Source organism: Allobaculum sp. JKK-2023, from assembly GCF_034745455.1.
Lineage (GTDB): Bacteria > Bacillota_I > Bacilli_A > Erysipelotrichales > Erysipelotrichaceae > Allobaculum.
Map to the genome: position 1 here is coordinate 465,015 of NZ_JAYERV010000003.1, position 26,988 is coordinate 492,002.

The window sequence follows — 26,988 nt, forward strand, 5'->3', positions numbered from 1 at the left end:
ACATGAAAATTGCTTTAATTAACGAAAACTCACAGGCATCCAAAAATGCCTTGATCTATTCCGTTCTCAAGGAAGAGGCCGAAAAAGCCGGTCATACCGTCATCAACTATGGCATGTATGGCGATGAGGATCCACATCGGCTGACATACGTGCAAAATGGTTTGTTGGCCTCCATCTTATTGACATCCAAAGCAGTGGACTTTGTCATCACTGGCTGCGGGACCGGTCAAGGGGCGATGATGGCCTGCAATGCCTTTCCCAATGTTCTTTGCGGCCGGGTTGCCAATCCATTGGATGCCTACCTGTTTGGACAGGTTAATGATGGCAACTGTGTGGCCATGCCATTTGCGCAGGACTTTGGCTGGGGTGCTGAAATCAATTTGCGCTATACATTTGAAAAACTGTTCTCACAGCCATTTGGCGGCGGCTATCCAAAAGAAAGAGCCGCAGCTGAGCAGGCCAACAAGAAAATCCTCGATGAAGTCAAAGCGATCACGAATCGTTCTTTGATCGAGATTCTGCATGATCTCGATCAGGACTTTCTGAAATCCACCATTGACTATCCGCAGTTTAAAGAGCAGTTCTTTTTGGCCTGCAAAGATCCAGAAATTGCCGACTATTTGAAATCTGTTCTTGCTTGATCAGAATGTCTGAATCCATTCCAGCATGCAACAAAGCCTGATGACAGCCAGAATCATTTTTTCTGGTTGTCATCAGGCTTTTTGTACAGGTGTATTTGATCTAATCGTCTGGCATGGATCTTGATTTCGTTCTACCCATAACTCTTGATTTCATTTGCTTTTGATCGAATCTGTCTGATTTGAATCCGCTTGTTTTTTTGAGCGTCTTCTATAAACGAAATTCTGTTTTCAAAAGAACAATACTGTTAAGATAATCTGCTTTATTCTTTTTTGAAACGACCTTGCAATTTTGGTTGGTTGTTTACCAAATCTCAATTCCGAATTCAAATCCTTAAGGGCATTTTAAGCCCATTCGTTATATACTTGTAGTCGGCTTATCGTACCACTTAAACATTAATATATTCATATTTGACTGTTTTAAAACTCACAATTTCTCTTCCGTATGGATCCATTATTTACATCTTTCTTCCTGATTTCTGGAACGATTGATTTAGAAAGGCGGTGATGGTTTGAATTCTCAGATTCCTTTAGATTCCCAATCCTCCCGATCACCAGTTGTTGCTGTTTACCTGACTTCAGATGCCGCGTGTAAAGAGGCAATCAGAGTGGCTGCCGAAACCGCCGAAGCCATGCAGGCCGAGCTTCTTGCTTTCTATATTGCCACGCCCGAAGCCAACATGATTCAAAAATCAGACCGGCGAAATGCGCTCAAGGCGGCTGCCACGTATGCGTCTTCTCTTGGAGCGCATCTGACGATTGTGAATGGATCTGATCCTGTTTATCTGGTTGGTGAGTTCTGCCGCAGCAACAATGTAACGATTCTGGTCCTCAATCGGCCTGCCTTGACGGGAATTCATCAGCTTTTTCCAACCTTTGCCCAGCGTGTTTCGGGTGTTTTAGCCGAAACCAGACTGTTGACTGTCCCTGGAGCCATGACTGTTCATACTTCACCAGTCCAGGCGGAAAAATCAGATATCAAAACCACTCTGACTTATCTGTTTATGACTGGAATCATCCTGCTTATAGCAACCATACTCTGTTCTGGTCTTTCACTGGCTGGTGTGAGTGATTTTGTTCTATGCGCCGTGTACGCGGTGGCGGGCGTGCTTTGCGCAGCAGTAACGGGCAGTTTTTTACTGTCGCTGCTTACCTCCGTTACAGGCACCATGTTGTTTCTTTCCCTGTTTGCCCAGATCGGTCCGGCTGATTCCTATACGCTCTGGGTGAATTTTATCGGAATCATTCTCATTTCGATGTTCGGGGCTGCCATCAGCATTCGCCTGAAACTGGAACTTCGTCAGACCAGGCGGAGCACCTGGAATTTAGAAATGCTTCTGGACAATATCCATAAACTCCAGCAGATTCAGAATCCGCAGGAAATCCTGTCACGAATCGGAAAGCGAATCTGTGATCTTTCTGATCGCGATGTTGTGTTCTATCCCTATACCAACGGTCTGTTCTTAGATCCGATCTTCTATGACGCCGACCCGGATGATCCAAAAGATCATGATCAGGCTCTTCTGGAACGGATGATTGCCCGCGAAGCCATGGTCCGTCATACCTATACCGGTTCACTCAGTGAGTATTATCCGGAAGCAGAATATCTCTATTTCCCATTGGAAACGTCCCAGACCTGCTATGGTGTCATTGGCATCCGGTATGATCAGGAAGCGCCGGATCCGTCTGAGCTGATGGTTTTAAAGGGAATCGTTGGGGAAAGCGTGCGGACCATCGAATCTTTGATTAAAGAAAATGAATTGCAGGAAGCAAAACGCCAGCAGGAGAATACGATTCTTCGCTCCAACCTGCTCAAAGCCATTGGCCATGATATCCGTACGCCCCTTACCTCGATCATGGGCAACATTGCCAACTACAAAATGACCCATACGGCCATGAGTCCCCAGGAAAAGGATGCGATGCTGACATCGATCCAGCAGGCAACGCTCAATCTGTATCACATGGTCGAAAACCTGCTGACGGCTGCCCGCATCGATTCAAGCGCGGCTTCCATCAAACTCCAGCCCGATCTGCTTGAAGATGTTGTCCGTTCTGGACTTGAATATCCAGACAAAATCAACCTGACCCATCCATTCACCTTTGATGCCTGTGAGGATCTGCTTCTGACGAATATGGATTCTTCCCTGATTTCGCAGGTTGTCTCCAACCTGGTCACCAATGCCATCCAGCATACGCCAGATGGCACGCCGATTACGGTTCGCCTGTTTGAAGAAAACGGTATGGGTGTCGTGGAAGTGATTGACGAAGGGCCGGGCATCAAAGATGAAGAGAAAGAACGAATCTTCGAGATGTTCTATACCACTGACTTGCCAGGCTTTGATTCAGATCATTATCTTGGTCTTGGCCTGTTCTTATGTAAAGCCATTCTGAATGCTCATCACGGCTCCATCGAAGTCAGCAACAACACCCCTCAGGGTTCGATCTTCTCTTTCCGGCTTCCTTTGCTTGAGATGTAATCTGTATAAACTGGTCTGCAGACTGTTTGTGCGGCGCAAGGAGTTGATCTGCAGGCCTTTGGTTTGCAGGCAGGCATTTTAGGCCAAGAATGCTGGTTGGCAGACTGTATGGTCTGTGTCTGTATATTGTCTGTTGGCAGCGATTTCCTGGTCTGTATATCGTCGGCAGCAATTCCCTGTCCTATCCTGTTCTATCATCGTTTTGTTTCGAATGCCTCGCCGCTGGGCGAGGCTTTTTTGCGCGCCAGGCAGGCCAATCACTCCCGAAACGAAAAAAAGCCCTGATCCAAAAGGATCAAGGCAATCTTTCGTTCAGGCAGATCAGGACTGATCAAAGAAGCGGCGCAGGACTTTGATGATCTCATCGAGATCAATTGGTTTGGCAATATGGGCGTTCATTCCCGAATCGAGAGAGCGCTGGATGTCTTCCGGGAAGGCGTCAGCACTCATGGCAACAATTGGAATGGACTTGGCTTTGGGATGGCTGCTGGCGCGGATGGCTTTGGCAGACTCATAGCCATTCATATTGGGCATGCGTAAATCCATCAGGATGGCATCATAGTAACCCGGTGCGGAGACAGTGAATTTTTCCAGGCAGATCTTTCCGTCTTCGGCCCATTCGACTTCAAAGCCTTCCTCGCCAAGCAGTTCACTGGCAACTTCCCAGTTCAGATCATTATCTTCCGCAAGCAGAATCCGGCGGCCCTGGAATGGTTTGACTTCTTCGACAACTTCTTCTTGCGGTTCGTCGCCGCCCATGTATTTTTGCAGGGTATGGAATAAAGTGGTCTTGAAAAGAGGTTTGCTGATGAAACCACTCACACCGGCCTCACGGGCTTCCTGTTCAAATTCACTCCAGTCATAGGCAGAGATCAACAGGATTGGGACTTCGTCGCCTAAATAGTGGCGCAGTTTACGAGCCACTTCAAGGCCATTCATCCCCGGCAGTTTCCAGTCGAGCAGAATGATCTGATAATCATCATGCTGCTTATGGCGCTGCAGGGCCATATTGATTCCCTGCTCACCACTCAATACCCACTCGGCATGAATGCCCATTTCTTTGAGGGTATCACTGGTCGATTTACATAAGAATTCGTCATCATCGACCACTAACATGTTCCAGGGTTTGAGAACCATGTTGTATTCCACTTCGGGAGCCACGATAAAGTCAAAGGTCAGGTCAAACTGGGTTCCCTTGTTGACTTCACTCTTCGCATCAATTGTTCCGCCCATCGCATCGACGATAAACTTGGTGATCGTCATGCCAAGGCCGGTGCCTTCAACTTTGCGGATGCGGTCGCTGTCGGCACGGGAGTAGGCATCGTAAATCTTGCTTAAGAATTCCGGCGTCATGCCAATGCCGTTATCCTTGACGGTAATCTTGATCCGAACGTAATCAGCGCCTTTTGGCGAGGGTTCTTCACGCACCAGCAGCTGGACTTCACCATATTCCGGTGTGTACTTGGTCGCATTCGACAGAAGATTTAACAGCACCTGATTGAGGCGCACCCCATCACACCAGACGTTTTCCGCATAGATATCACGGACATCAATATTGAAGTTCTGTTTCTTATTGGCCAGCTGGGGCTGCATGATGCTGACAATCCCCTCAATCAATTCTTTTAAGGACGTATCTTCCACCGCCAGCGACATCTTGCCGCTTTCAATGCGGGACATATCCAGAACATCATTGATCAGGCCGAGCAGCTGCTTACTGGACAGAGTAATTTTGCGCAGGCAGTTTTTCACCTGATCTTTGTTATCGATATGAGCGGTTGCAATCGCAGTCATGCCCACAATCGCATTCATTGGTGTGCGGATATCATGGCTCATATTGGCCAAAAATTCACTCTTGGCCCGATTGGCGGCCGCGGCAGCCTGACGGGATTTTTCGAGTTCTCGCATCTGTTCCTGGCTCAGGCGGTAGTAGCCAATATAAACAATGACCATGAAGGCCAGGACAACAGAACAGGAAATAACGGTGTAGGTCGTCCGCTCTTTATTCAAATCCTCCAGAATATCGTTGAGCTGGTTATAGGGCATCAGTGATACCAGATTCCATTCTGAATTGGATAAAGGGATGCTGTAGAGCTTCAGGTCGTTTCCGTCATAGGAAATGGTTGAAGAATAGGGCTGCTCACTGGCCAGGGCATCCTGAAATGCTTGCTGAGAATAGGGTGCTTCTTCTTCCCCGGCCGTTTCGATCAGCTGATCTGGAAAATTCTGACTGGGATCAACCAGGTCAATTTCCTTATTTTCGATGACTACACTTCCATCGTCCCGAATGATGGAGTAGTACATCATCTGGTCCGGCTCATTCAAAGATAAAAAGTCGGTAATATAGGACAGATCGACGGCGGCCACCAGGCCGGTACTCTCTTTTCCGTCTTCCATCGGATAATGGGCATCCACTCCAAACAGGACGAGTTCTTTGCCGGTCGAATCCTCTCCGACAGCTACTCGTTTCTCTCCCTGGATGAGTGCTTCCAAAAATGGACCTTTCCTCAGTGGATGGATTGAATTTCCCATCAGGGTCTGGAACTCCCCATCTTCAGAGCACAAAGCCAGGTAATTGAATCCCCTGACCTGGGTCCGATAGACAAGTTCATCATAAACATCATCAAGGTTGTCCGTCTGGGAAGACACGACAGAAGCCAGTCCCCCAACCTGGTCGAAGCGCAGGTTAATAACCGACTCAAAGTGTTTTGAAACCTGCTCGCTGGTCTGCGACATGAACAGGCTGCCGATCTGGTGAAAGGCCTGATGGCTGCGTGCGGTCATGTAAAATCCTAACCAGCTGAAGGACAGAATGCTGACGGCAACAATCCCGATAAAGCTTAAAATCAGGTAATGCTGGATCGAGTTTTTCAGATTTTGTTTCTTCTTCTTTGGCTTTCTTTTTTTCTTACTCATGCATATTCCTCTTCAATAGTTATTGGTTAGAAATGGATCTAGGGAACGTATCCACTGGCTGATTCTTCGTATCCGTTAACCACTTCTCAAATTTAAATCTTACATCGTGTTCTATAATTATATTTGTCTTACTTTTTTGCTTTCCAGCTGGTTGTGCTTGTTTTCTGCCTGTTTTTGATCCTATTTTCCATTTGCGGCTTTATACTCCAGGACCGCCTGAGTGGTCTGGTAATAGCAGTCTTCCAGTTCTCCACTCTTCTCTAAGGCAGCAGCTGGATCATCCGCTCTCAGGTCCGTCACAATGGCATCACTGATTTCATACAGCTGATTAAACGCCAGATTCGAGCAGACTCCTTTCAAAGAATGAATTGCTCTTAAGGCTTCCTCATACTCTTGTTCCTTCATTTTGTCCAGATAGGTCGCATAGCTTGGATCATCCAGAAACTTAAAACAGAATTTTTCGATCATCTTTTCGCGGCGAAATCGCTTCAGAATATTTTCGTAATCACCGCCAAGTCTTTGGTAGCATTCTTGTAAATCCATCCTGTTTTCGGCAGGGATACTTCCACTTTGTTCAGGTAAAGCGAAAAGAGGAACTGCCGATCGCTCCTTTCTTTTATGGTTTATCCTGTCTGCTTTGAAAGTTCAAAGATCTCTTCAAGATCCGTTGCAAATCCAGTATTTAGTAAAAGCAGACACTTCCCCATTTTTGACTTCTTCTTGATTTTTCTTTGGCTTTTTTTGATAAAAGGCATAAAAAATCCATTCGCTGCTCATCCAGAAACTAAATCAGGAACTTCTTTTCATTTTCCGGGCATAGGAATGGAATTATGTCATCTTTCAGTTTACCGCGTAACAACAAAGGATGGGGACAATTATTTGGGATAAAAGATTTTCTATGGAAATTCTCACCTGCTTTTGAGAAACGACAAAAAAAAACAGTCTGCAGGAAACTGAACTCAATCAGGATCCATTCAGACTGGTTTTTTAGGTGCAAATCCAGTTTTGGATGATCCTGGGATTTACACGATTGCGTGGTGACTGACGTTCTTCTCCTTTTCAACCCATCTTTATTAAAACTATGCTTCATTTTTGATTCATCTAGAATTTTTTTTGGCATTTGTTTCCAGTATTGTCCAGTTTTTGCATCTGCCATTCTTCGTGTTTCGAATCCTGCTCTCGTCATTTTTGGCTCTCATTGGGTCGATTTTTGTTTTTCATTCAGACAGCCGCAAGCTCGGTTGTCTTCAGGCCTGCTTGAGGGCACTGAGGGATCTGGTTGAGGTATACATCTTAGAAATGACATAAATACCAATGATCAGCTCTGTAATGGGCATCGCCAGCCAGATGGAATCTGGACCGGCAATGATCGGCAGGACGAGAATCAGTGCCCCACTGATCAGCATGCCGCGAAAGACTGAAACAATAAATGCTGTCTGTGGCTGCATGAGTGCCTGGAAGTAATAGGTCGAGAAAACGTTCAATGGCAGCAACAGGAACGACAAAGCATAAGTCCGGATAATAGCTGGCCCGATTTCAAGAATCTGTTCTGTTGGTTTCATGAAGACATAGAGATACAGATCCGGATCAATCAGGCTTAAGGCAGTCCAGAAAATCGCAAAGACTGCGGAAGTATAGAGCGCATATTTCAGGGTTTCGACAATTCGTTCTGGTTTGCCAGCACCATAATTCGTCGATAAAATCGGCTGTGCTGCCTGGCCCGTGGCATAAGCACAGCACTGAACCATCGTACTAATGTTGATAATCGGTCCATACACTGCAAGTGCATCGCTTCCCAGATACTTCATGATCTGCGTGTTGAATAACATCGTCAAAATGCCCATTGCTACATCGATAAAGAAGGTTGAAAAGCCAGTGACAGTAATTTTTCGCAGCATGGTCCAGAAGTGATAGACAGGAACCAGTCTGAGAGTATTGGTCTTTTTCACAAAATGGATAAGCATGACCCCAAAGGAAATCACGGCACCTATTGCAGTTGCAAGACCGGCCCCCACAATTCCCATGTTCAAGCCAAATACAAACCAGATATCACCAAACATATTGAATACGCCGCCACCGATAACAGCGGCCGTAGCCAGAGCAGGATCATTATCGTTTCTTAAAAAAGCGGCAAGCATCTGGTTAAGCAGAAATAATGGAAAGACGACTTTGATTGGAGCCAGATAGCATTTAGCCAGGGCAAGCAGCGTATCATCTGCCCCAAAAAGCTGTAATAAAGGCGTCTCCATTGTATAAATCATCACCCAGGCAACCGCAGCCAGAACCAGGGAGCCAATCACAGCGCTGGTAAAATAGGCATTTGCTGTTTTATCCCCTGCATTTTTCTTTCCTTTGGCCATACTGAGCAGGATTGACCCGCCAATGCCGGTCAATAACCCTAAAGAGTAGATGATATTCCAAAGCGGGGCGACAACCGCAAGAGCCGCGGTCCCATTGGGCCCAAGAGACTGACCGACTACAGCAGTATCCACCAGCCGCTACTAAATATCTACAACTATCTAATATTTCTGCTCGATAGTTACAGATATCTTCCCCCATCCAGCTTGAACCTGCTAAGGATCTGCATAAAAGTAACTCTCCCAATAAATCTAGCCTAAGTCAGATATATAGCGACTATATTCAAACCATAAAAATCAAACAACGATATAAATATAATTTGGTTATAGGTCAGCACGCTATTTCTGCAAAAACATAAAACAGGGATTTATGCAAATTCTTAAACAGGTCTGCTCTGGATGGATTCCTGCTTCTTCTCCTTTTGGAGTTTTTCCGCCCGCTGGCTTACACAGCGTTTGTATGGCAGTCCACAGGCATTCTCTTTCCCCCATAGCGAAGGGTACTTGCAGGATGTTCTTTTTGGTGAACCTTTATTCCTGCACCAGGTCATGCTGATTGATGTAGCAGTATGCCAGATTCATGCTGGCATTCAAGTCTCTGTCAATCACATGGCCGCAGACCGGACAGATATAAATCCGGTCCTTTAACTGAAGATCTTTCTTAACGTTTCCACAGTGCGAACAGGTTTTTGAGCTTGGAAAGAACGGATCGGCAAAGACAACTTCGATCCCTTTCATCTTCGCCTTATATTCAATCTGTCTTCGAAACTCTGACCACATCTGCTCACTGATTGCTTTGGCAAGCGTATGATTTTTCATCATATTCCGGACCTTCAAATCTTCCATCACAATTGCCTTAGGCAGAGTATTGACGATGTCCCTTGTTACCTGATGGACATAATTGGTTCTCAGGTCTTTGAGTTTCTTATGGACACCGGCCACCACTTTTCTCTGCTTCTGGTAGTTCCGGCATTCATGCAGCCCTCTTCTATAGACCGGTTTTCGATAAGTCTTTCCGTCTTTTCCAATAGCTTCCTCATAGTGGTCGATGTTGGCCCGTTCTTTTCTGGACAGGCGTCTTTGCTCTCTTAACAGTCTTCGCTCAAGCTTGCGCACTCGTCCGGTTTTGTTGATGTTTGGATACCAGGTTCCGTCTGAAAGATAAGCAAGCACTTTAATTCCCAGGTCAATGCCCAGGACTGTAGAAGTCAATTCTGCTTTTTCTTCGGGAACCTCGATGCCGACACTGATATACCAGTGTTTTCCATCATAGGAGACTCTTGGGTTGCTATAGTGAGCCTGTCCCTTTGGAAGGTCTGGAAGAGGTGAGGCTGTTCTGACAAAGCCGATCTTCTCACCGCGAAATCCGTTTTCTGTTTTAGTCAGGGACTCATAGTTGACATAAAATGACGGTTTTGTGCAGTTGCGGCTGTGAAACTTTGGAAGCCCGCCGGTACCTTCCAAAAAGCGGGTGAGTCCTTTTCCGGCATCTTTAACAGACTGCTTGACGACATTAGCCCCGACTTCCTTCAGCCATGAGTATTCCTTTGTCTTTTTGAGCTGCGTCAACTCCTTTCGGACATCTTCTTCCTTAATGGACCATAGGCCGGTCTCTTCGTGATGTTCCTTCATTCTTTGCACAAAGTAGTTGTGGGCAAAGCGGGCTGTTCCTGCCGATTTAAAGAACAGTTTTTCCTGCTCAGGTGTTGGCAGCAGGCGGATCTTTTTCGCCATAATCATCTGGATCAGCCTCCTTTTGGCTCACTTCAGCGATGAGCTTCTTTGTTTTCTTTGATTGTTTGCCATACAGGCGGTTTGCAAAGACGGTAATAGTCTGGATCAGGTCCTCTGTCAGTTCCTGTTCTTCCGTTCTTTCCGTATGGTCGATGATTTCGATTTCTACATCGTTCAGTTCACAGAAATAAGCGAACATGTCATACCCAAACCGCATCAGACGGTCCTTATACAGCACAACAACCTTATCAACCTCGTTACTGGAGATCATCTTCATCAGCTTCTGGAGGCCCTTCTTTTTGTAGTTGATTCCGGAACCGATATCGCTGATGACATCAAAACTGTAGCCTTTGGCAAGCATGTAGGTTTTGACATTCGAGATCTGAGTTTCCAGATCATTCTTCTGGCCGTTCGTACTGACCCGGCAGTAACCGACGACCATTCTGGTTGGACGATTTTGATGTTTGTATTGATAAAGCTGATCTTCCGAATAATAGCGGGTCCCTTTTGGAGAAGTGACAGCCGGCTTGAGAATTCCGTTCTTATCCAGAATCCTGAGCTGCTGTACAGACACGCCCAGTTCTTTGGCAAATTCACCGATTTTCATCAGGGCCATAAACATCATCTCCGCTATTATGATATCGCTTTCATAGCCGAATGTCTATATATTTTTATATTAAATGAAATAATTTATAATATTACTTATAACTGTTAAATGCCCATAAATGGAGGAAACCATGGCACTCCCAAAGGCTGCTCCAAAATATTTAAAATAGAGTTTTCGTACGTTGTCCTGTAATAAATTCATCTTCTTCCTCCTGATAAAAAAGGCCGGACAAGAGTCACGGATTCCTCCGATCCTCTTGTCCGGCAGTCTTATACGCAAGACATGCCTCCGAAAACCGGAAATCCGCTCTCTTGTCCGGCCCTGTACTTACGATTACAAGTCCTCCGAGAACATTTATCACTTTATATAAGGTATTTTAATAAGTCAAGCAGTTTTGTTCAATTCATTTCCAACTCAAGAACTGGCTACTGATCGCCAAAAGAGCGGCGGACATAACTTGCATAAATTCCGTTTTGGTCCAGCAGCTGCTGATGCGTACCTCGCTCGGCCACCTTACCATCATCAATGACCAGAATCTCATCCGAGTTTTCAATGGTCGAAAGACGATGGGCAATGGTCAGACAGGTCCGGCCTTTTGCCAGTTCATGCAGGGCTTTTTGAATGTAGTATTCACTTTCATTATCGAGAGCAGACGTCGCTTCATCGAGAATGAGGATATCTGGATCTTTCAAAAATAGTCGGGCAATCGCGATGCGCTGCTTCTGGCCGCCGGAAAGCCGGGTGCCCCGTTCGCCGACTTTAGTCTGCAGCCCTTCCGGCAGGGAATCGATCAGTTCTTTGAGATTGGCTTTTTCAATGGCTTCATTGATCTCTTCTTGACTGGCGTCCCATTTGCCATAGCGGACGTTTTCTTCAATTGTTCCATCAAAGAGATAAACATCCTGGCTGACCACGCCAATGGTCGATCGCAAAGAATCCAGAGTAAGATCCCGGACGTCCTGGCCATCGACTTTCACGCAGCCAGCCTGGGTATCATAAAAGCGTGGAATCAAAGAACAGATCGTCGATTTGCCAGATCCGCTTGGGCCGGCCAATGAATAGTTACCGCCTGCCGGGATTGTAAAGGAAACATCTTCGAGAACCGGCTGGTCGTCATCATAGGCAAAGGTCACATGCTCAAAACGAATTTCCCCGCCCTTATTTTCCAGCTTTCTGGCATCCGGTTTGTCTTTGATTTCCGGAACTTCGTTCATAATCTCTTCAAAACGTCGAAATCCGCTGAAGCCGCGCTGGAACATTTCGGTAAACTCAATCAATATTTCCAGCGGCGCCACAAAGACATTGACATAAAGGGCAAAAGTGGCCAGTTCATAGGCTTCCATCTGGCCATGAACAACCAAAAGCCCGCCAACACAAAGTACCGTTACATAAAGCAGTCCCTGGAAGAAATAGTTTCCGGCATAGTAACTGCCCATCACGCGATACGTTTCGGATTTGGAATGCAAAAAGCGCTTGTTGGACTGACCGAATTTCTTGCGTTCAATCTTTTCATTGCCAAATGCCTGGACAACCCGGATGCCCTCCAGCGAATCTGTTACGGTCGCATTGACCTGGGCAATGGTTTTCCGGTTATCCATAAAGGCGGCTTCCATTTTCTTGTTCTGGTTCCACGAAAAGATCAGCATGATCAGCGTGACCACAAACAGGCAAAGGCTGAGCTGCCAGCAAAGAGCAGCCATGATCCCAAAGGAACCAACGATTTTGATGATGGAAATAAACAGGTTCTCTGGGCCATGGTGGGCAAATTCAGAAATATCATTCAAATCCGAAATGATCCGGGTCGACATCGTACCGGTATTGTTGTGGTCATAATAGCCGTACGATAGCGTCGTCAGTTTATTGAATAAATCCTTGCGCATGTCCGCTTCCATCTCGGCACCCATGATATGTCCCTGGCAGACCACGTAATACCGACAGGCGGTTTTAAGAATGTACATAGCTAAAAGGCCAACGGTAATCCAGGGCAGCCAGTGCATCACCACTTCTGCGCTCTGAACCAGAAATTCACTGGTAAAAGTATTGAGAATCAAAGGAAACAGAATGTCCACCACCGAAATGACCGAGGCACACAGAAGATCAATGGTAAAGACTTTCATGTACGGTTTATAAAAAGACAAAAAATACTTGAGTGTTTTCAACAGGGCTCCTTTCCTGCGGATGATTGTCCGCAATTGATTGTTTGGGGGTGTATTTCTTATTGCTCAACATGGGTGTCTGCTTACTTGACCAGAACGATTTTATGAGGCTTTAGCGAGGTAAATTGAGAGGGATGCTTTACCCCATTAAGTCATCTGACTTCTTCAAAAAAACAGAACAAGCTCAAGGAACCAAGAGAAGACGATCGCAACTATTCCCTGTTTCTGATCAGAAGGTATAGACAGCCCCTGTTTTGCGTGCCCTGTCAATATAGCGCAATTTTCGGTTTTTTTCTTCTCTTATCGATCATTTGGATTTTCCTTTTTTGAAGCCATTGAATCCTGTCTCAAGTTATGCGGTTTCTTTCAAGGGTTACAATTCTATCTGATTAAGATTATTTCTTTGCAAAATAAAACCCTTTCCGAATTTGTCGTTCAGAAAGGGTTCATTTTCTATTTTTAAACAGAGACCAGACTCAATCTATTACTGTTTTACTGCTTCACTCTTTCCAGTAAGCGTAGAGAACCAGAAAGAAGAGTCCTGCCGCGCCTAAAGCACATCCGAGACCGGTATAGAAGACTGCTATAAATATGGTAGAAACCAGGCCAGAATTGCGCAGCCAGATGCCGCCTGTCATCATGATCGCCATGATGACATAAGATTTTAGATCGAAGAAATGCCAGATGGGACGGTAGATTTCCCGATATCCATGAATCCGTCGATGATGCTTAACGCTCATTTTGAAAAACATGAACCCAAACAAAGCAAACACAACAATCGATAGAAGAATGTCCAAGAAATTGATTGAGTAAAGCTGCCCATAGGCGATAATCCCAAGCCTTGCGACATTGACGCCGGCAATCAGCCAGACGATCCCTGCAATCAACAGCAGCGTCCGACGATGAACATGGAACGCAGGACGTTTGATTTGTGTCTTAACCACGATCAGCAGCCACCTTTTGAAGCATGAAAAGGAGAACTAACAGACCAACACCTAACAGAATATGGCCAATTCCCGCAAATCCCGAAATCATGCCATTAGCCATAGCCGAAAGAAATGTTCCCTGAACCTGGAAGACGCCACGGGCAACCATCATGATGGCAGTCAGAATCAGGCCGCAATTGTAGGTGATCATGAAAATCTTGAAGTTTTTCTCCTTTTCAAGATCAAACTTCGATGCAAACAAGGCAATAATCAAAAACATGAACATCCCAAGCATTAACAGATGCGTATGGACTTTTCCAAGAGAGCAGGTTCCTTCAAAACCGCTGAACTTTGTAAACTCGCGATAGAAGACGCCGCCGGCAAGACCTAACAAGGTATAGAGAATAGACAGGTTAATACATTTTTTCATTGAATTCCCTCCTGAACGATCGATCAGAACCAGCACTCAATCCGTCCTGATTCTTGTTGGAACATTAAAAATTGAATGCTCTTTATCCTTATAGTGTAATAAATCCAAACTAAAGTAATCTTATTTGATCAACAAATCCGACCTGTTGATCATATATGGGCTACCTTTCAATTATCTCCAAATCTATTATGAGGTTTGATTTTTAGTTGATTTTTAGTTGATTTGCAATTATGTATTCTTTACTCCGTTCAATGAGGATAGTCTTACTTTTCTTTATTCTATATAGATTTCCATCTCTTTGAGCGAGGATATTTCTTAGTATATGGATGTGAGAAGAATGTAAGAGACCGAATGGCCTCAACATTATTACCCTGCTTCAAAAGAAATATAATGAGAATAAATTCTTCAGAAATTTCTCACAACCTAAAATGAGGCCTTGATACCGCAAGCTATATTGAAAAGCCTGCAGATATCAAAACCTCGTGAAAATTAGAGTATCGAAAGCCTCTTCTGAACAGTAGTGTTCGAAGGGGCTTTAATTTTAAAAATAATTAGTCTTTATTAGCAGCCTGGGCAATAATGCGCTGGGCAATGTTGTCAGGAACCGGATCGTAGCGGTCCATGCTGATGGAATAAGTGCCTAAGCCCTGGGCCATGGAACGAAGGTCGATCGCATAGCGGGAGAGTTCCATCATTGGCACCTGGGCAGAGATGACTTGTTCGTCACCATCTGGATCCATGCCAAGGATTGCACCGCGGCGTTTATTCAGATCTCCGATAATGGTTCCGGTGTATTCATCGGGAACGCGGACAGTCAGGTTCATGATTGGCTCAAGGAGGATTGGACGGCATTTTGTCATCGCATCTTTGTAAGCCAGACGGGCTGCCAGTTTGAATGCCATTTCCGAAGAGTCTACATCATGGTATTTACCATCCAGAAGGGTTGTTTTCAGGTTCACCATCTTGTAGCCAGCTAATGGTCCCGTCAGTGCGTTTTCGCGAAGACCCGTTTCAACAGCTGGGAAGTACTGTTTGGGTACAGCGCCGCCGAATACTTTTTCTTCAAAGACGAGTTCATCTGCGTCTGGGTTTGGAGCGAATTCAACGAAGACATGACCGAACTGACCATGACCACCGGACTGTTTCTTATGACGGCCTTCGCCGACAGCAGTCTTGGTGATGGTTTCACGATACGTAACCTTCGGATCTTTCAGGTTTACATCCGCTTTGAATTTATTTTTCAGCTTATTGACCACAACATCCAGATGCTGGTCGCCAAGGCCATAGATCACGGTTTCTTTGGTTTCCGGGTTGTTTTCAACACGGAAAGTTGGGTCTTCTTCAACGATCCGATTCAGGCCTGTAGACAGACGGTCTTCATCGTTTTTCGTTTTTGGTTCAACAGACTGGCCGAAAAGTGGCTCGTCAAAAACAATTGGTTTGTTGACAAGACGAGTTCCCTTGGCACACAGGGTGTCGTTTGTTTTGGTGTTCTGCAGTTTGGAAATCGCACCGATATCACCAGTAAAGAGTTTACCGGCAGCCGTCTGATAACGGCCTTTGATCGTAAACAGAGCACCCAGTTTTTCCGGTTTGCCATTGTTTCCATTGACAACCTGGCTGTCAGAAGCAAGGGTTCCAGAGAGAACTTTAATATAAGAAATGCGGCCAACGAATGGGTCCATGATTGTTTTGAAAACCTGAGCGGTCATGACTTCTTCTTCGGACGTTAACAGTTCGACTGGTTCGCCTTCTGGCGTTTCGAGCGTAATCAGACCTTTTTCCGAATAGGATGGGAAGTAAGTCACGATCAGGTCCATCAGACGGCCAATACCGCGGGATTCGATCGCGGATCCGGAGAATACAGGAATGATTTCACCGGAACGAACACCGATTCGAACACCTTTTGTCAGTTCTGCATCTGTGAATTCTTCACCGGAGAAGAATTTTTCCATCAGTTCGTCGTCACCCATGGCAACGGCTTCCGCAATCTGATCTTTGTACATTGCGATTTCATCCGCCATGCTTTCTGGAACTGGCTGGGCAACAGAGTCAGACGCTTTGGGTCCGTGGTGGTACCAGGCTTTGTTTTTCAGAATGTTTACAGTGCCGACATATTTGCCATTTTCAATGATTGGCACTTCAAATGGAATAACGGATTTACCGAAAGTCTCATGGAGCTGTGCATAGGCATCATCGAAGGATGTATTTTCTTCGTCAAGGTGGTTGATGAAGAAAATCGTCGGTTTTTTGGAAGCAATGGCTTCTTTGAATGCAAGTTTAGTTCCTGGTTCGATTGGATCTTTGGCATTGACAACAATCAGAACGCTGTCACCAGCAGCCATACCGGCTTCTTTTTCACCTGCGAAATCGAGATATCCCGGTGTGTCGATGAAGTTGATCTTGCAGTCATCCCATTCAATGGGAACGATGGAGGTATAAACGGAGATGCCGCGTTTAATTTCTTCTGGGTCAAAGTCGATTAAAGATGAGCCTTCAGATGTTTTTCCAAAACGGTCAGTGGCGTCAGTGTAGTAAAGCATTGCTTCAAGAACTGATGTTTTGCCAGCACCAGAGTGCCCCACTACGCTGACATTGCGGACTTCGCTGCTCTTATAATCTCTCATAAATTCGTTATTCCTTCCTTACATTGAAAGCATTGGCTCTAACTGAGCTCTGCAGTATTCTCTTACATAGTTAAGTGCGGTATTTCCCTGTTTATCGGTCATATCTTTGTCTGCGCCATAGACAATCAGTTTTTCAACCAGGGATGGGTATCCACCATACGCAGCACGCATTAAAGCGGTGCAGCCGTTATTATCAAAAAGGTTTACGTCGGCATTGCGATCGAGAAGCATATTGATGGTGTCGCGTTTGAAGGCGATGCAGGCTTCCATCAGAGCGGAACGGCCTACTTCATCCTGCGCGTTAATGTCTGCACCAGCATCTAACAGAACCTGAATGCAGCGATCCTGTCCAAGCAAAGCCGCACGCATCAGAGCAGTTCTGCCATTATCGTCTTTGGCGTTGACATCCGCACCAGCTTCGATCAGAGCCTTGCAGATGGTGCGGTTGCCTTTTTTGGCAGCGCCCATCAGAGCGGTTTTTCCGTAGTTGTCTGCAGCATTGACATCTGCACCATTGTCGATCAGCAGCTGAACGATGTCTTTGCGGTCGCGTTTGGCAGCACGCATCAGAGCGGTTCTGCCATCACCATTCTGGTAATTCACATCAGCACCAGAACGGATCTGACCGACTGCCATTGCGAAATCGCCATTTGCACAGGCATCCCAGAAAACTTTGTTGAAATTCTCGTCCATATATTTTATCCTCCTTGAATTCAGCACGAAAAAAGCGGGTTTCTTTCATTGCGCGCTTGTTCTCTTCGCAGACCCATCTGTCATCTATGGCCTGCTCGCGCCCGATCCACCCGACTTTGCACGGAAAAGAGCTCCGGTTTTCTTTGGCATTTTTGTGTTTGTCTGATTGTAAGCAGCGACATTGCTTTTCATGAAAACCACTCCTTTCCTGAACATGTTCACATTGTAAGTGTTTACAAGACGCATTTCAAATCGATGCCGATCAGGACGGCAAAGTGACCAACCACAACCAGCTTTTGTTATTTTATAAATTTATCTCATCCGTTTTGGATGGCTTTTTCCCATTCGGATTTTCACAATAAATTTCGACTTATCTTGTTTGATGTTGATCTTACCTATTTCAATATACTTTTAATCTTTAATTTTTATATCCGTTTTTAGATAACTTCACGGCCTTTTAGCCAGACTCTGCCGAAGACCCATTCTCTTCCCTCTTTGACTGCCACTATTCCATCCAGTTTTTCATCCATACCAAGTCATACAAACTTCTGCTCATCCCCGCTCTTCTTTTTTCAATCTATCCTGTTTGCACAGAGGCAAGCCTCTTCGATCCTGGAAGACATGCCAAAAAGACCTCGGTCAGGAGGTCCTGTGTTAACGCTTGTTTTTCAAATCTGCCTCAGTAATTTCTGGCGTATCCAAAATTTCGCATCGAATGACTGCAAGGAAGCTAGGTCTGTGGATTTGAATCCCTTCTTCGAATCTTTTGCCTTTACAGACATTGAAAAGCCGCCTTTCAAAAGCCCTAAGAGCGACAGGCGGCTGTGTTTTCAGAGAAAAAATATACGATTCAAGAAAGAATCAGACGCAAAAAATACAATTCAAAAGATCAAAGACAAAGAGATGCGCATTCTCAGTCTGAGCTGACTTCGATTTCCAGATCATCAAACGCCTGCGGGGCACAATCAGTCCAGTCGGTATGTTCGCCAGCCCAGCTTTCCAGGTAGTTGAGATAGGATGCCAGCTTATACGTTGGAGCGATGGGCATCTGCAAGGCAAAGTATTCCAGGGCCTGCTGCCCGATGCCTTCCGCAAGATCAACCGGTCGGTTATGAAACAGATGACGGCTGATGGCTCTGCCTAAGTAGACTTTGATCGCGAAATGGTAGAGTTCGTTTTTACTTTCGGAAAAATCCATCGTGACCGAATTCAGTTTGAGACGTTCTTTGACGGTCATGACTACTTCATAAATCAGATACCAGCCCAGATCTTTGGCGACCAGGCTTGCGATCTGCTGGTAATCTTCAACCAGAATCGGAATCTCGACATTGGCCATACTCTGTTGAATGGCTTCCAGCGCATTCTGCTCTTGCTGGGCGAAAGAAAGCGGACGCAAAGAGGGATCGACGCTTTCAAAACCTTCCAGAGCTCTGACCCGATGGGCACGACCAAAAGAGCTGGCTAATCGAGAATTCGATAAAAGCTGGCGGGAATAGGTCCGGCTGCTATGGGCAGTCTTGCGAAAAGAGAGACTAGGCATGGTCCTCGTCTCCTTTTGGCAAAGCCGGAAGTTCATCCTGGGTGGATGGTGCCTGTTGGTCCTGCGGCTGGCCATCGCTCAAAGAGGGGTCGATGGGTTTGGCTGTTGTTTTCTGGTCCTGCAAATCGACATCCTGCAACTCCTCTTTTTGGGCGGCTTCGGTCATGGAACTTTCTGCATCCGGCATAGAAGCTGAATCTTCATCCAGACCAGGATCTGCAGTCCGATTCTCCGTGTCCGCCTGATGGTCAGGGGATTGGGATTGTTCGGCCAGGCGGGAGAGTTCTTTTAAAGAGGCCTGATAGGCATTGGCAGCCTGGACAATCGGGTCGTCTTCTTTTTCACTCTGGCCGAAATCAAGCGGAAGATCCTGTTCTTCAAGCGTTTCAAGCTGCTCATCGCTCAGATCCTCTAAAGCAGCCAGGCGATTGGCCTGGTTGATCATGACTTTTTCAAAGAAGTTGCGAACAGAACGGCCATTGGCAAAGTTATCGTCACGGTGTTCAAAGAGATCCGTAAAGATGTCTTTGGCTTTTCTGGCCGCGGCTTCGCTTAAACGGTACCCGCCTTTTTTGCACATGCCATCGAAAATATCGAACAGCTCCTCTGGAGTGTAGTCCGGAAAGAAAATAAACTTGTTAAAGCGGGATTTCAGACCGGGGTTGGAGTTGAGAAATTCCTTCATGGGTTCCGGATAGCCAGCAACAATAACCACCAGATCATCGCGATGGTTTTCCATTTCAACCAATAAAGTATCCACCGCTTCATAGCCAAAATCCTGTTTGTCTTTGCCTGCGGTCAGGCTGTACGCTTCATCGATAAACAATACCCCGCCCAACGCAGAGTTTGTGACTTCCTGGGTTTTAATGGCTGTCTGGCCAACATAGCCGCCGACCAGTTCCGAGCGGTCGACTTCGACAAGCTGGCCTTTGGATAAAGCGCCAAGGGAATGGTAGATCTTGGCCAGCAGACGGGCCACGGTTGTTTTTCCAGTTCCTGGGTTGCCGGTAAACACAAGATGCATGGAGACTGGAATATCTTTCATGTTGCGCTCTTTGCGGATTTTGCGGATTTTGAGCAGGTTGGTCAGTGAAGTTACATCATCTTTTACACTCTTCAGACCCGTCAGTTCATTGAGCTGGGCCATCAGCTCTTCCAGACTTTCCTTAGGTTCTTCCTGGCTCTTGGCTTCTGGCTCAGTCTTCGATGCGCTCATCAAATTCGCACTTGTACTGTCTGCACCCGTTAAAGAAGGAAACTCTGGATTCAATTCATCAAGACTTGGAAAAGAAAGATCAGGCATCGGGGGAACCGGTGCCGTATGGGAGGCAGCCCGGGATTTATCTTTTTGAGAACGGATCCAGGTCACTAACGCCATGTTGTAGATCTTTCGGTCAACTTCTTCGAGCACGTCGCCATTATTGGCGTAAGCGGCCGCAAAATCTCCCATTTTCTGGAAGACCGGTAAAATCACATCGATATGGCCATTGTAAGAAGGCGAAATGGCGCGATCAGCCCGATAGGCGCCTTTGACGATCACCGGAATCATATTCGCAAAGTGATTGTCATGCAGTTTCAGGCGCCCGATCAGTTCCTCAATGTCTTCAGGAGAATAATGATAGCCAAACACTTCATTCAGAAAGTGAATCCGATCTTTTGAGAAATCTTTACTGGTCTCAATCAGATACAGCATGTAGGAGAACAACTCCAGCCGGTACTGATCTTTCAAAGAACGACCCAAAGGCTTGGAAAAAGATGGATCTTCGCGATCAATCTGATCGGCAAGCTGTTCCCCAACCCGGTAAGCCTGTTTTGCCATTTCGATATAGTTATTCATAGTTTTTCTCCATTTGTGCCACACCCATTCAGTGTTCCAGCGCAGAACAGAAGTTTTATGTCGTTTATCTATTTTCTGTTTCACTCAGATCGATCACGGAATTCATGCCAGGTCTCCCCATAACCTGGAAACAGGTATCGGAATGCTCAGGGCAGGAGTCGGGGAAAAATAAGGCCGATGAGCATTCATGAATTCATCGATCAGCGTCAGATAGACATTTCCATTTTTAACCATTTGTTCATTGGATCAGCAAGGAAAGAATATCCCTGCAATCTTTCTGTTCTGAATATCAGGGAGGATCAAAGATCAAAGAATACTGGAAGAAGACTGAACCTGTGGAAAAAAGTTCAGAGAGCGTTTCATTCTGGCAAGTACTTGTTCAGATTTAAGTCCATTCCATCTGATTTTCAACAGAATGAAAGCTTTCGTCTGTTATTGTAGCAGACTAACCAAATACAATGTTTTGTCAATCTGAAAAAGTCATCACGACTTCCAATATCCGATCAAAAACCTTCACTTCGCCCACAAAACGCAAAAAAGCGGCAGATCCGAAGAGCTGCCGCTTTATTTCTGTGTAGAGCATGTGAGACGAATTTGTTTTGTTTACTGCATCCGGGTCTGGAAAGCCACGCCTTCATCGTCCCAGCCTGCTGCGATTAAAGAATCGCGTTCGTAGGAAGAAACAGTGTAATGGTGGTTGCCATCGTTCTGGTTATAGAGACGATAAACCTCTGGATCACTCTTATTGGGAGAAGTATACCAGGCAATGCCTTCATTGTTCCAGCCCAGCTTAACCAGCGCGTTGCGCTCACCTTCACTTAACGTGTAATGGTGCAGGCCGCTGTTGGGGTTGTACAGACGATACATTGGAATTCCCGTACTCTCCGTTTCGGTATACCAGGCAATGCCTTCATCATTCCAGCCCGCTTTGGTATCGGCGATCAGTTCTACATAGTTTGGTGTGTAGAAGTGTTCGCCAGAGTTCGGGTTGTACAGGCGGTACACCGCATTGTCTGTCTGCGGCGTACGAGTATACTCGCTTAAGAAGCTTTTGACCTTGTTATCAATGAGTACAGCCCCATTGAGGTCGTAGTTGTTATAGGCAATGGTATGAATGGCAGCAACTTCGTATTTCGAGTTGAAGATTGGCGAGCCGCTCTGACCTGGAGCCGAGTCAATATCATGCTGGAGCACATTGTCTGGCGTGTTCAGAGCATGAGCCAGACTGCCGGTGCCATATTTCTGAACCATTTCATTTTCGCTTGGATACCCCGAAGCCGTGGACTCATATGGATAGCCGCATAACGTGAAAGTTTCATTCTCACTCAGATTGGAAGTATCCGCAAAGGAGAAATACTTGGTTTTGCGTCCAACTGGAGAATCAAGCTGAATGAAGCCAAAGTCATCTTCCGAACGACCGGACTGCAGGTAATCCGGATTGACCACCAGCTGATCGGTGGTGACGGTGAAGGTTCCATACGGAGTCTGGCCTTTGTTTGCACCTGGAGTCACTTCAATGGAACGGGCAATCGTCTGAAGCTTACGGTTATACAGGCAATGACCAGCCGTCAGAACCTGGTTTTCAGAAATTAAGAAACCTGTTCCGACTTCCTTGTACCATAATCCGTTTTTCTCATAGGTAATTAAAAGCTTACAGATGGCGGAATACGGAAATTTTGTCGTATCTGTGACAACAGAACGTTCATCCTCCCCTAAGACTTTATAGGGAGCAATCAGAACATCATCCTCGTTCTCGTCCGTTTCTGTAAAAAGATCTGTGCCAGCGGGCTGAACAGGAATATCAGAGGGGGCAACCGCATGAACTGGCATTGTGGGTAACAGTAAACTTGCACTCATCAGGGAGCACAATACAGTCTGAATCCATTTTTTCATAAAGACACATACACAGGGTTTCTCTTCGCAAGGCGAAGCGGAATTCTTGCTCCTTTCCATGTTCCCTGTTTCAAATTCCATCGTGTTGCGTAATTTATTCTACTCTCATCCCATGCCGTTTTCATTCTTTACTTGAATTCTACAGCCGCAATAAGAGAAAACACGCCATTTTGGTCTTATTCTAAACGATCCTGTTTTATCTTGAACAGACAATTTTGTATCTGGATATTTCTATCGCTTACATTCTGTTCTATTGAACAAACAGTTCATTCAATTTTAGCTGTACGGTTTGATTTTGTCAATTTACGACCGTTTTTCACAAGAGATCCCATATCCCGGTCAGGATCTATACTGACAATTCTGGGGCGTCTCTAGCACAGATTGTAAACGTCTTCTGGATTTTCCTGTTTGTTGTTGACCTGCTTTTCAGGCAGTTTTTCGATCGAAAAGCAAGCACAATGCTTTCAGGATAAAAAAGCAGTCTGATTTTTCATCATCGAAAATCAGACTGCTTGGTCCTGCCAACAGGCATCTCTTGAAACATTATTTTAAAGCTCTGTTTGGGACAATCTGTCCGCCCTGAACTTCTCAGGCTTTTTCAGGCCCATTTTCAGGCAGAAGAGTCTCTTCTACAGCTGGCAGATCGTCTTCTTGGATGGCCGGGAGGTCTTCTGGTTTGACTGCGGGTAAATCTTCAGCTGCGACTTCAGGCAGATTTTCAGCAGCAACTTCTGGTAAGTCTTCTTCTGTTGTAGCTGGAAGATTTTCAGACTCTACAGCGGGAAGCTCTTCAGTCTCTACAGCGGGAAGCTCTTCAGTCTCTACAGCGGGTAAATCTTCAGGAATCACTTCTGGAAGATTGTTGTCAGTCTCAGCGACTTCAACAGGATTTCCTACCGTTTCACTGACAATTTCAGCCGTGATCGTTTCTGGTTCTTCCGTTTTGCCGGCTGTGCCTAAGTAGTCAAAGGTAATCTGGCGCTTTGGAATGTTGACATCCCTGACTTTGATATGAACCGGCATGCCCAAGGCAAAAATCTTACCCGTATTTTCTCCATGCAGACTCATCGTGTCCGCATCGTATTTATAGAAGTCATCTTCCATGTAGCGAAGCGGAATCAGGCCCTCAATGGTATTTGGCAGTTCGACAAAGAATCCGAAGCTGGCAACCCCGTTGATGGTGCCGTCAAATTCCTGGCCAACTTTGTTTTCCATATATTTAGCCGCTTCCAGATCGTCTACGGCACGTTCAATCGTTACGGCATCTTTTTCTTTTTCGGATAAGTGCAGCGCGGATTTTTCCATGCGTTTGGCATCTTTCATCAGCGTCTTCTCATCGTTTTTCTTTTCGATGACATGCTTATGGAGCATCCGATGGATCAGCAAGTCTGGATAACGACGGATTGGCGAAGTAAAATGGCAATACTCATCGAGAGCCAGACCATAGTGGCCAAGGTTCTTTTCACAATAGCGGGCTTTTTGCATCGAACGGACAGCGACAGCGGAAAGGATTTCCTTATTGCCCGGATCTTCAATGGAATCCAAAAAGCAGGCAATGTCTTTTGGTTCACATTCATAAGGGTCAATCTCGCATGGGACATGCAAGACTTTGGCCATTGTTGTCAGGGAAGACAGTTTTTCTGGATCTGGAATTTCATGGACCCGGAACATGCCTGGCAGCTGACGGGTATGAAGTTCATGAGCGACCGCTACGTTGGCCATGATCATGGCCTCTTCGATCATCTGTTCACTCCATCCACGATCCCGGCAGACAACATCGACTGGTGTTCCCTTTTCATCGAGGATGAAGTAAGGTTCACGGGTTTCAAAATCGATATGGCCGCGTTCAACCGTGCGTTCTTTCAGCTTTTTGCTTAAATCCGAGAAATTCTGAAGCATTTCACCGAACTTGGCATAGTCTGGACGGCTTTGCGGATTTTCAAGGTATTCGTTGACTTTGTTATAGGTCAGGCGGCCATCCGAATAGATGACACTGGCGTAAATATCGTAATCGACCATGACCCCTTCAGGATTGAATTCCATTTCGCAAGTCAAAGTTAAACGATCGACTTCAGGATTCAAAGAGCAGATGCCATTCGACAACTGGAAAGGCAGCATGGGCACTACGCGGTCGGCAACATAAATGGAAGTGCCGCGCTTGTAGGCTTCTTCATCAATTGCATCCCCTTCGCCAACATAGTAGCTGACATCGGCGATATGAACATATAACTTCCAGCCGCCGTTTTTCAGCTTTTCAACCGAGATGGCATCATCAAAGTCTTTTGTGGAATCCCCATCAATCGTTACCGTCAGAAGATCACGCAGATCTTTACGGTCCTTGAGTTCTTTTTTATGGACTTTTTCAGGAATGTCTTCAAGTTCCTTGCGGATTTTCTTGTTGAATTCCTGACGGACTTCATTTTCGGCCAGAATAGCGGAAACATCCACGCCTGGCTCATTTTCACGGCCAAGAACATCAATGATTTTCACTTTCAATGGGCTTGCGTACTCTACAACTTTGACGACCGCTTTGGTGCCCGGTTCAATGTTATAGGCTTTCTTATTGACCACATTAAAGGATGTATGTAAATCGACATCTGAACGGAATTTGAGACCGTTGCGAGTCATTACGAACGTTCCGGAAATGCAGGTAATGCCGCGATCATAAATGTGAACCACTTCATTGCCTTCAGGCGCAACCCGCACTAACACTTCGTCTTTATCCATCAACATCCGTGTATTGCGCTTGGACACATAGATTTTCTGATCCTTATTCAGGATTGCATATTCATTAGCGGATACGTCACGGGCTTTTCCGACAAACCAGTTTTCGCCATCGATCAGGTAATACTGTTCATGATCGTTGTAAATCTGACGTTCATCTTCAAGTTCGTTGAGTGTGACGCCAAGCTCTTTCATATCGTGGCTTGTTTTAATGCGTAAAGCTTTTGCGATTGCGCCTGGTGTCATTTGTTTATTGCGATTAAGGAGTTCCAGGATTTCTTCCTTCATAATTCGACTTCCCCCTGACAAAGAAAAAAAGGGCATATGGCCCTTTAAACTACCTGTAAAGCGATGACAAGTGCAAAGAAAATGATGCCGCACACAAGAGTCATATTGGAAATCAGCTTTTCCGGTCCTCTTTCTTTCTGTACAGCAAACAGGTTCAGATCCCCGCTTCCGGTAAATGCAGCGGATAAGCCATCCGACTTACCGCTTTGCAGCAGAACTAAAATAATAATCAGTCCTGCATCGACCATCAATAAAATATTTAATAAATTCTCCATACTTCACTCTTTCTCTATTCCCGCAGTCATTATAACAAACAAACTGCAATCAGCCCTCGCACAGACGCAGAAAGTCCACATCATCGAGGCTTTCAACGCACAAATCGGGGAAAATTTTCAACCGTTGGATGTCTTTTTCATGGTGTACACCACTCTGGACAAAGACGGTCTGAACCTTGTTATTATACCCAAGAGCAACGTCGGTTTCCAGATTGTCTCCAACTAAAACTGCGTCCTCCTTAGAAATGCCCGCTTTTTTCAAAGCGTAATCCAGAATTGGGCGGTCAGGTTTACCAATTCTTGGACTTGGGGTGGCGGTTGCGTATTCAAACAAAGCAACAACCGAACCATTGCCGACTTCAAACCCGCCTGGTTTGGCCAGAATGCGGTCATGATTGGTGCCAATCAATCTGGCCCCATTGAGCAAAAAGGCCAGCGCCTTGGAGTACTTGGCATAATCCGCTGTTTTATCCAGTCCGACAAAGACATAATCTGGCTGATCTTCGGTGATTTCAAAGCCTTCATTGAGCAAGGCTTCCTTCATTCCGTTCATGCCGATATACCACGCTTTGCGCTTGTTGGGATCCAGATTGGCGGCATAGCCGGCAGCCGCCATGGCTGAATTGACAAAGTGTTCGGGCTTCACGTGATGATAGCCCATATTCTCCATATGCTTTACATTTTCGTATGGGGTACGCATGGAATTATTGGTTAAAAACAGATACGGAATTCCGTGTTCAAAACAGAAATCCACTGCCCGGATCCCCGCTTCAATGGGCTGAGGACCGCGATACATCGTTCCGTCCAGATCAAATAAGACCGTTTTCATTTTCTTTGCTTCCATCTTTTTCTCTCCTGCTGTTTTTGACTGTT

19 protein-coding genes are annotated in these 26,988 nt (G+C 45.7%); 2 read left to right on the forward strand and 17 right to left on the reverse strand.

The window, feature by feature from the left end; translation table 11 throughout:
- Positions 1-2: 2 nt before the first annotated feature.
- Complete coding sequence (locus U4956_RS01910) at positions 3-641, forward strand: RpiB/LacA/LacB family sugar-phosphate isomerase (RefSeq protein WP_323088596.1); 639 nt, start codon at positions 3-5, stop codon at positions 639-641.
- Positions 642-1,150: 509 nt separating this feature from the next.
- The gene (locus U4956_RS01915) at positions 1,151-3,115 is read left to right on the forward strand and encodes an ATP-binding protein (protein WP_323088598.1); all 1,965 of its coding nucleotides are present in this window, start codon (positions 1,151-1,153) and stop codon (positions 3,113-3,115) included.
- Positions 3,116-3,436: 321 nt separating this feature from the next.
- On the opposite strand, the gene U4956_RS01920 is transcribed toward U4956_RS01915, so the two are convergent.
- The 17 genes from U4956_RS01920 to U4956_RS02000 form a co-directional block, all read right to left on the reverse strand.
- Positions 3,437-6,028, reverse strand: a complete 2,592-nt coding sequence (locus U4956_RS01920) for a response regulator (RefSeq protein ID WP_323088601.1) — start codon at positions 6,026-6,028, stop codon at positions 3,437-3,439.
- A gap of 180 nt (positions 6,029-6,208) precedes the next feature.
- Positions 6,209-6,571 (reverse strand): Hpt domain-containing protein, encoded by a 363-nt coding sequence (locus U4956_RS01925; protein ID WP_323088602.1) that lies wholly within the window; start codon positions 6,569-6,571, stop codon positions 6,209-6,211.
- Positions 6,572-6,812: 241 nt separating this feature from the next.
- Entirely contained in the window at positions 6,813-7,184 is a 372-nt protein-coding gene (locus U4956_RS01930; RefSeq protein WP_323088604.1) for a hypothetical protein, read from the reverse strand.
- A gap of 91 nt (positions 7,185-7,275) precedes the next feature.
- Positions 7,276-8,520, reverse strand: a complete 1,245-nt coding sequence (locus tag U4956_RS01935) for an MATE family efflux transporter (protein WP_323088607.1) — start codon at positions 8,518-8,520, stop codon at positions 7,276-7,278.
- Positions 8,521-8,916: 396 nt separating this feature from the next.
- Positions 8,917-10,125 (reverse strand): RNA-guided endonuclease TnpB family protein, encoded by a 1,209-nt coding sequence (locus U4956_RS01940; RefSeq protein WP_323088608.1) that lies wholly within the window; start codon positions 10,123-10,125, stop codon positions 8,917-8,919.
- Positions 10,085-10,735: an IS607 family transposase gene (locus U4956_RS01945; protein ID WP_323088609.1), complete on the reverse strand. Its 651-nt coding sequence runs from the start codon at positions 10,733-10,735 to the stop codon at positions 10,085-10,087. Before U4956_RS01945 ends, U4956_RS01940 begins: the two co-directional genes overlap by 41 nt.
- A gap of 416 nt (positions 10,736-11,151) precedes the next feature.
- Positions 11,152-12,885 (reverse strand): ABC transporter ATP-binding protein, encoded by a 1,734-nt coding sequence (locus U4956_RS01950; protein ID WP_323088612.1) that lies wholly within the window; start codon positions 12,883-12,885, stop codon positions 11,152-11,154.
- A gap of 497 nt (positions 12,886-13,382) precedes the next feature.
- A complete protein-coding gene (locus U4956_RS01955; RefSeq protein WP_323088615.1) occupies positions 13,383-13,826 on the reverse strand; it encodes a hypothetical protein in 444 nt (147 codons plus the stop codon).
- A complete protein-coding gene (locus tag U4956_RS01960) occupies positions 13,819-14,238 on the reverse strand; it encodes a DUF2871 domain-containing protein (RefSeq protein WP_323088617.1) in 420 nt (139 codons plus the stop codon). The genes U4956_RS01955 and U4956_RS01960 overlap by 8 nt, the downstream gene beginning before the upstream one ends.
- Positions 14,239-14,789: 551 nt before the next feature.
- Positions 14,790-16,865, reverse strand: coding sequence for an elongation factor G (fusA, locus tag U4956_RS01965; RefSeq protein ID WP_323088619.1), 2,076 nt, complete (start codon positions 16,863-16,865; stop codon positions 14,790-14,792).
- Positions 16,866-16,883: 18 nt separating this feature from the next.
- Positions 16,884-17,558: an ankyrin repeat domain-containing protein gene (locus tag U4956_RS01970; RefSeq protein WP_323088622.1), complete on the reverse strand. Its 675-nt coding sequence runs from the start codon at positions 17,556-17,558 to the stop codon at positions 16,884-16,886.
- A gap of 913 nt (positions 17,559-18,471) precedes the next feature.
- Positions 18,472-19,098 (reverse strand): hypothetical protein, encoded by a 627-nt coding sequence (locus tag U4956_RS01975; RefSeq protein WP_323088625.1) that lies wholly within the window; start codon positions 19,096-19,098, stop codon positions 18,472-18,474.
- A complete protein-coding gene (locus U4956_RS01980) occupies positions 19,091-20,935 on the reverse strand; it encodes an AAA family ATPase (RefSeq protein ID WP_323088627.1) in 1,845 nt (614 codons plus the stop codon). The genes U4956_RS01975 and U4956_RS01980 overlap by 8 nt, the downstream gene beginning before the upstream one ends.
- Before the next feature lie 603 nt (positions 20,936-21,538).
- Positions 21,539-22,828, reverse strand: coding sequence for a trypsin-like serine protease (locus tag U4956_RS01985; RefSeq protein ID WP_323088630.1), 1,290 nt, complete (start codon positions 22,826-22,828; stop codon positions 21,539-21,541).
- Between the two features lie 588 nt (positions 22,829-23,416).
- Entirely contained in the window at positions 23,417-25,840 is a 2,424-nt protein-coding gene (rnr, locus tag U4956_RS01990; RefSeq protein ID WP_323088633.1) for a ribonuclease R, read from the reverse strand.
- 44 nt (positions 25,841-25,884) lie between these two features.
- Positions 25,885-26,115, reverse strand: coding sequence for a preprotein translocase subunit SecG (secG, locus tag U4956_RS01995; protein ID WP_323088635.1), 231 nt, complete (start codon positions 26,113-26,115; stop codon positions 25,885-25,887).
- Between the two features lie 49 nt (positions 26,116-26,164).
- On the reverse strand, positions 26,165-26,959 hold the full coding sequence (locus U4956_RS02000; RefSeq protein WP_323088637.1) for an HAD-IIA family hydrolase: 795 nt from the start codon (positions 26,957-26,959) through the stop codon (positions 26,165-26,167).
- Between the last annotated feature and the right edge of the window lie 29 nt (positions 26,960-26,988).

Bases quoted from the DNA above. Each gene is read 5' to 3' on its own strand.
- secG (WP_323088635.1), bottom strand. From the start codon at position 26,115: ATGGAGAATTTATTAAATATTTTATTGATGGTCGATGCAGGACTGATT.
- U4956_RS01925 (WP_323088602.1), bottom strand. From the start codon at position 6,571: ATGGATTTACAAGAATGCTACCAAAGACTTGGCGGTGATTACGAAAAT.
- U4956_RS01980 (WP_323088627.1), bottom strand. From the start codon at position 20,935: ATGAATAACTATATCGAAATGGCAAAACAGGCTTACCGGGTTGGGGAA.
- U4956_RS01985 (WP_323088630.1), bottom strand. From the start codon at position 22,828: ATGAAAAAATGGATTCAGACTGTATTGTGCTCCCTGATGAGTGCAAGT.
- U4956_RS01960 (WP_323088617.1), bottom strand. From the start codon at position 14,238: ATGAAAAAATGTATTAACCTGTCTATTCTCTATACCTTGTTAGGTCTT.
- U4956_RS02000 (WP_323088637.1), bottom strand. From the start codon at position 26,959: ATGGAAGCAAAGAAAATGAAAACGGTCTTATTTGATCTGGACGGAACG.
- U4956_RS01920 (WP_323088601.1), bottom strand. From the start codon at position 6,028: ATGAGTAAGAAAAAAAGAAAGCCAAAGAAGAAGAAACAAAATCTGAAA.
- U4956_RS01975 (WP_323088625.1), bottom strand. From the start codon at position 19,098: ATGCCTAGTCTCTCTTTTCGCAAGACTGCCCATAGCAGCCGGACCTAT.
- U4956_RS01940 (WP_323088608.1), bottom strand. From the start codon at position 10,125: ATGATTATGGCGAAAAAGATCCGCCTGCTGCCAACACCTGAGCAGGAA.
- U4956_RS01970 (WP_323088622.1), bottom strand. From the start codon at position 17,558: ATGGACGAGAATTTCAACAAAGTTTTCTGGGATGCCTGTGCAAATGGC.
- U4956_RS01945 (WP_323088609.1), bottom strand. From the start codon at position 10,735: ATGGCCCTGATGAAAATCGGTGAATTTGCCAAAGAACTGGGCGTGTCT.
- rnr (WP_323088633.1), bottom strand. From the start codon at position 25,840: ATGAAGGAAGAAATCCTGGAACTCCTTAATCGCAATAAACAAATGACA.
- fusA (WP_323088619.1), bottom strand. From the start codon at position 16,865: ATGAGAGATTATAAGAGCAGCGAAGTCCGCAATGTCAGCGTAGTGGGG.
- U4956_RS01910 (WP_323088596.1), top strand. From the start codon at position 3: ATGAAAATTGCTTTAATTAACGAAAACTCACAGGCATCCAAAAATGCC.
- U4956_RS01930 (WP_323088604.1), bottom strand. From the start codon at position 7,184: ATGGCAGATGCAAAAACTGGACAATACTGGAAACAAATGCCAAAAAAA.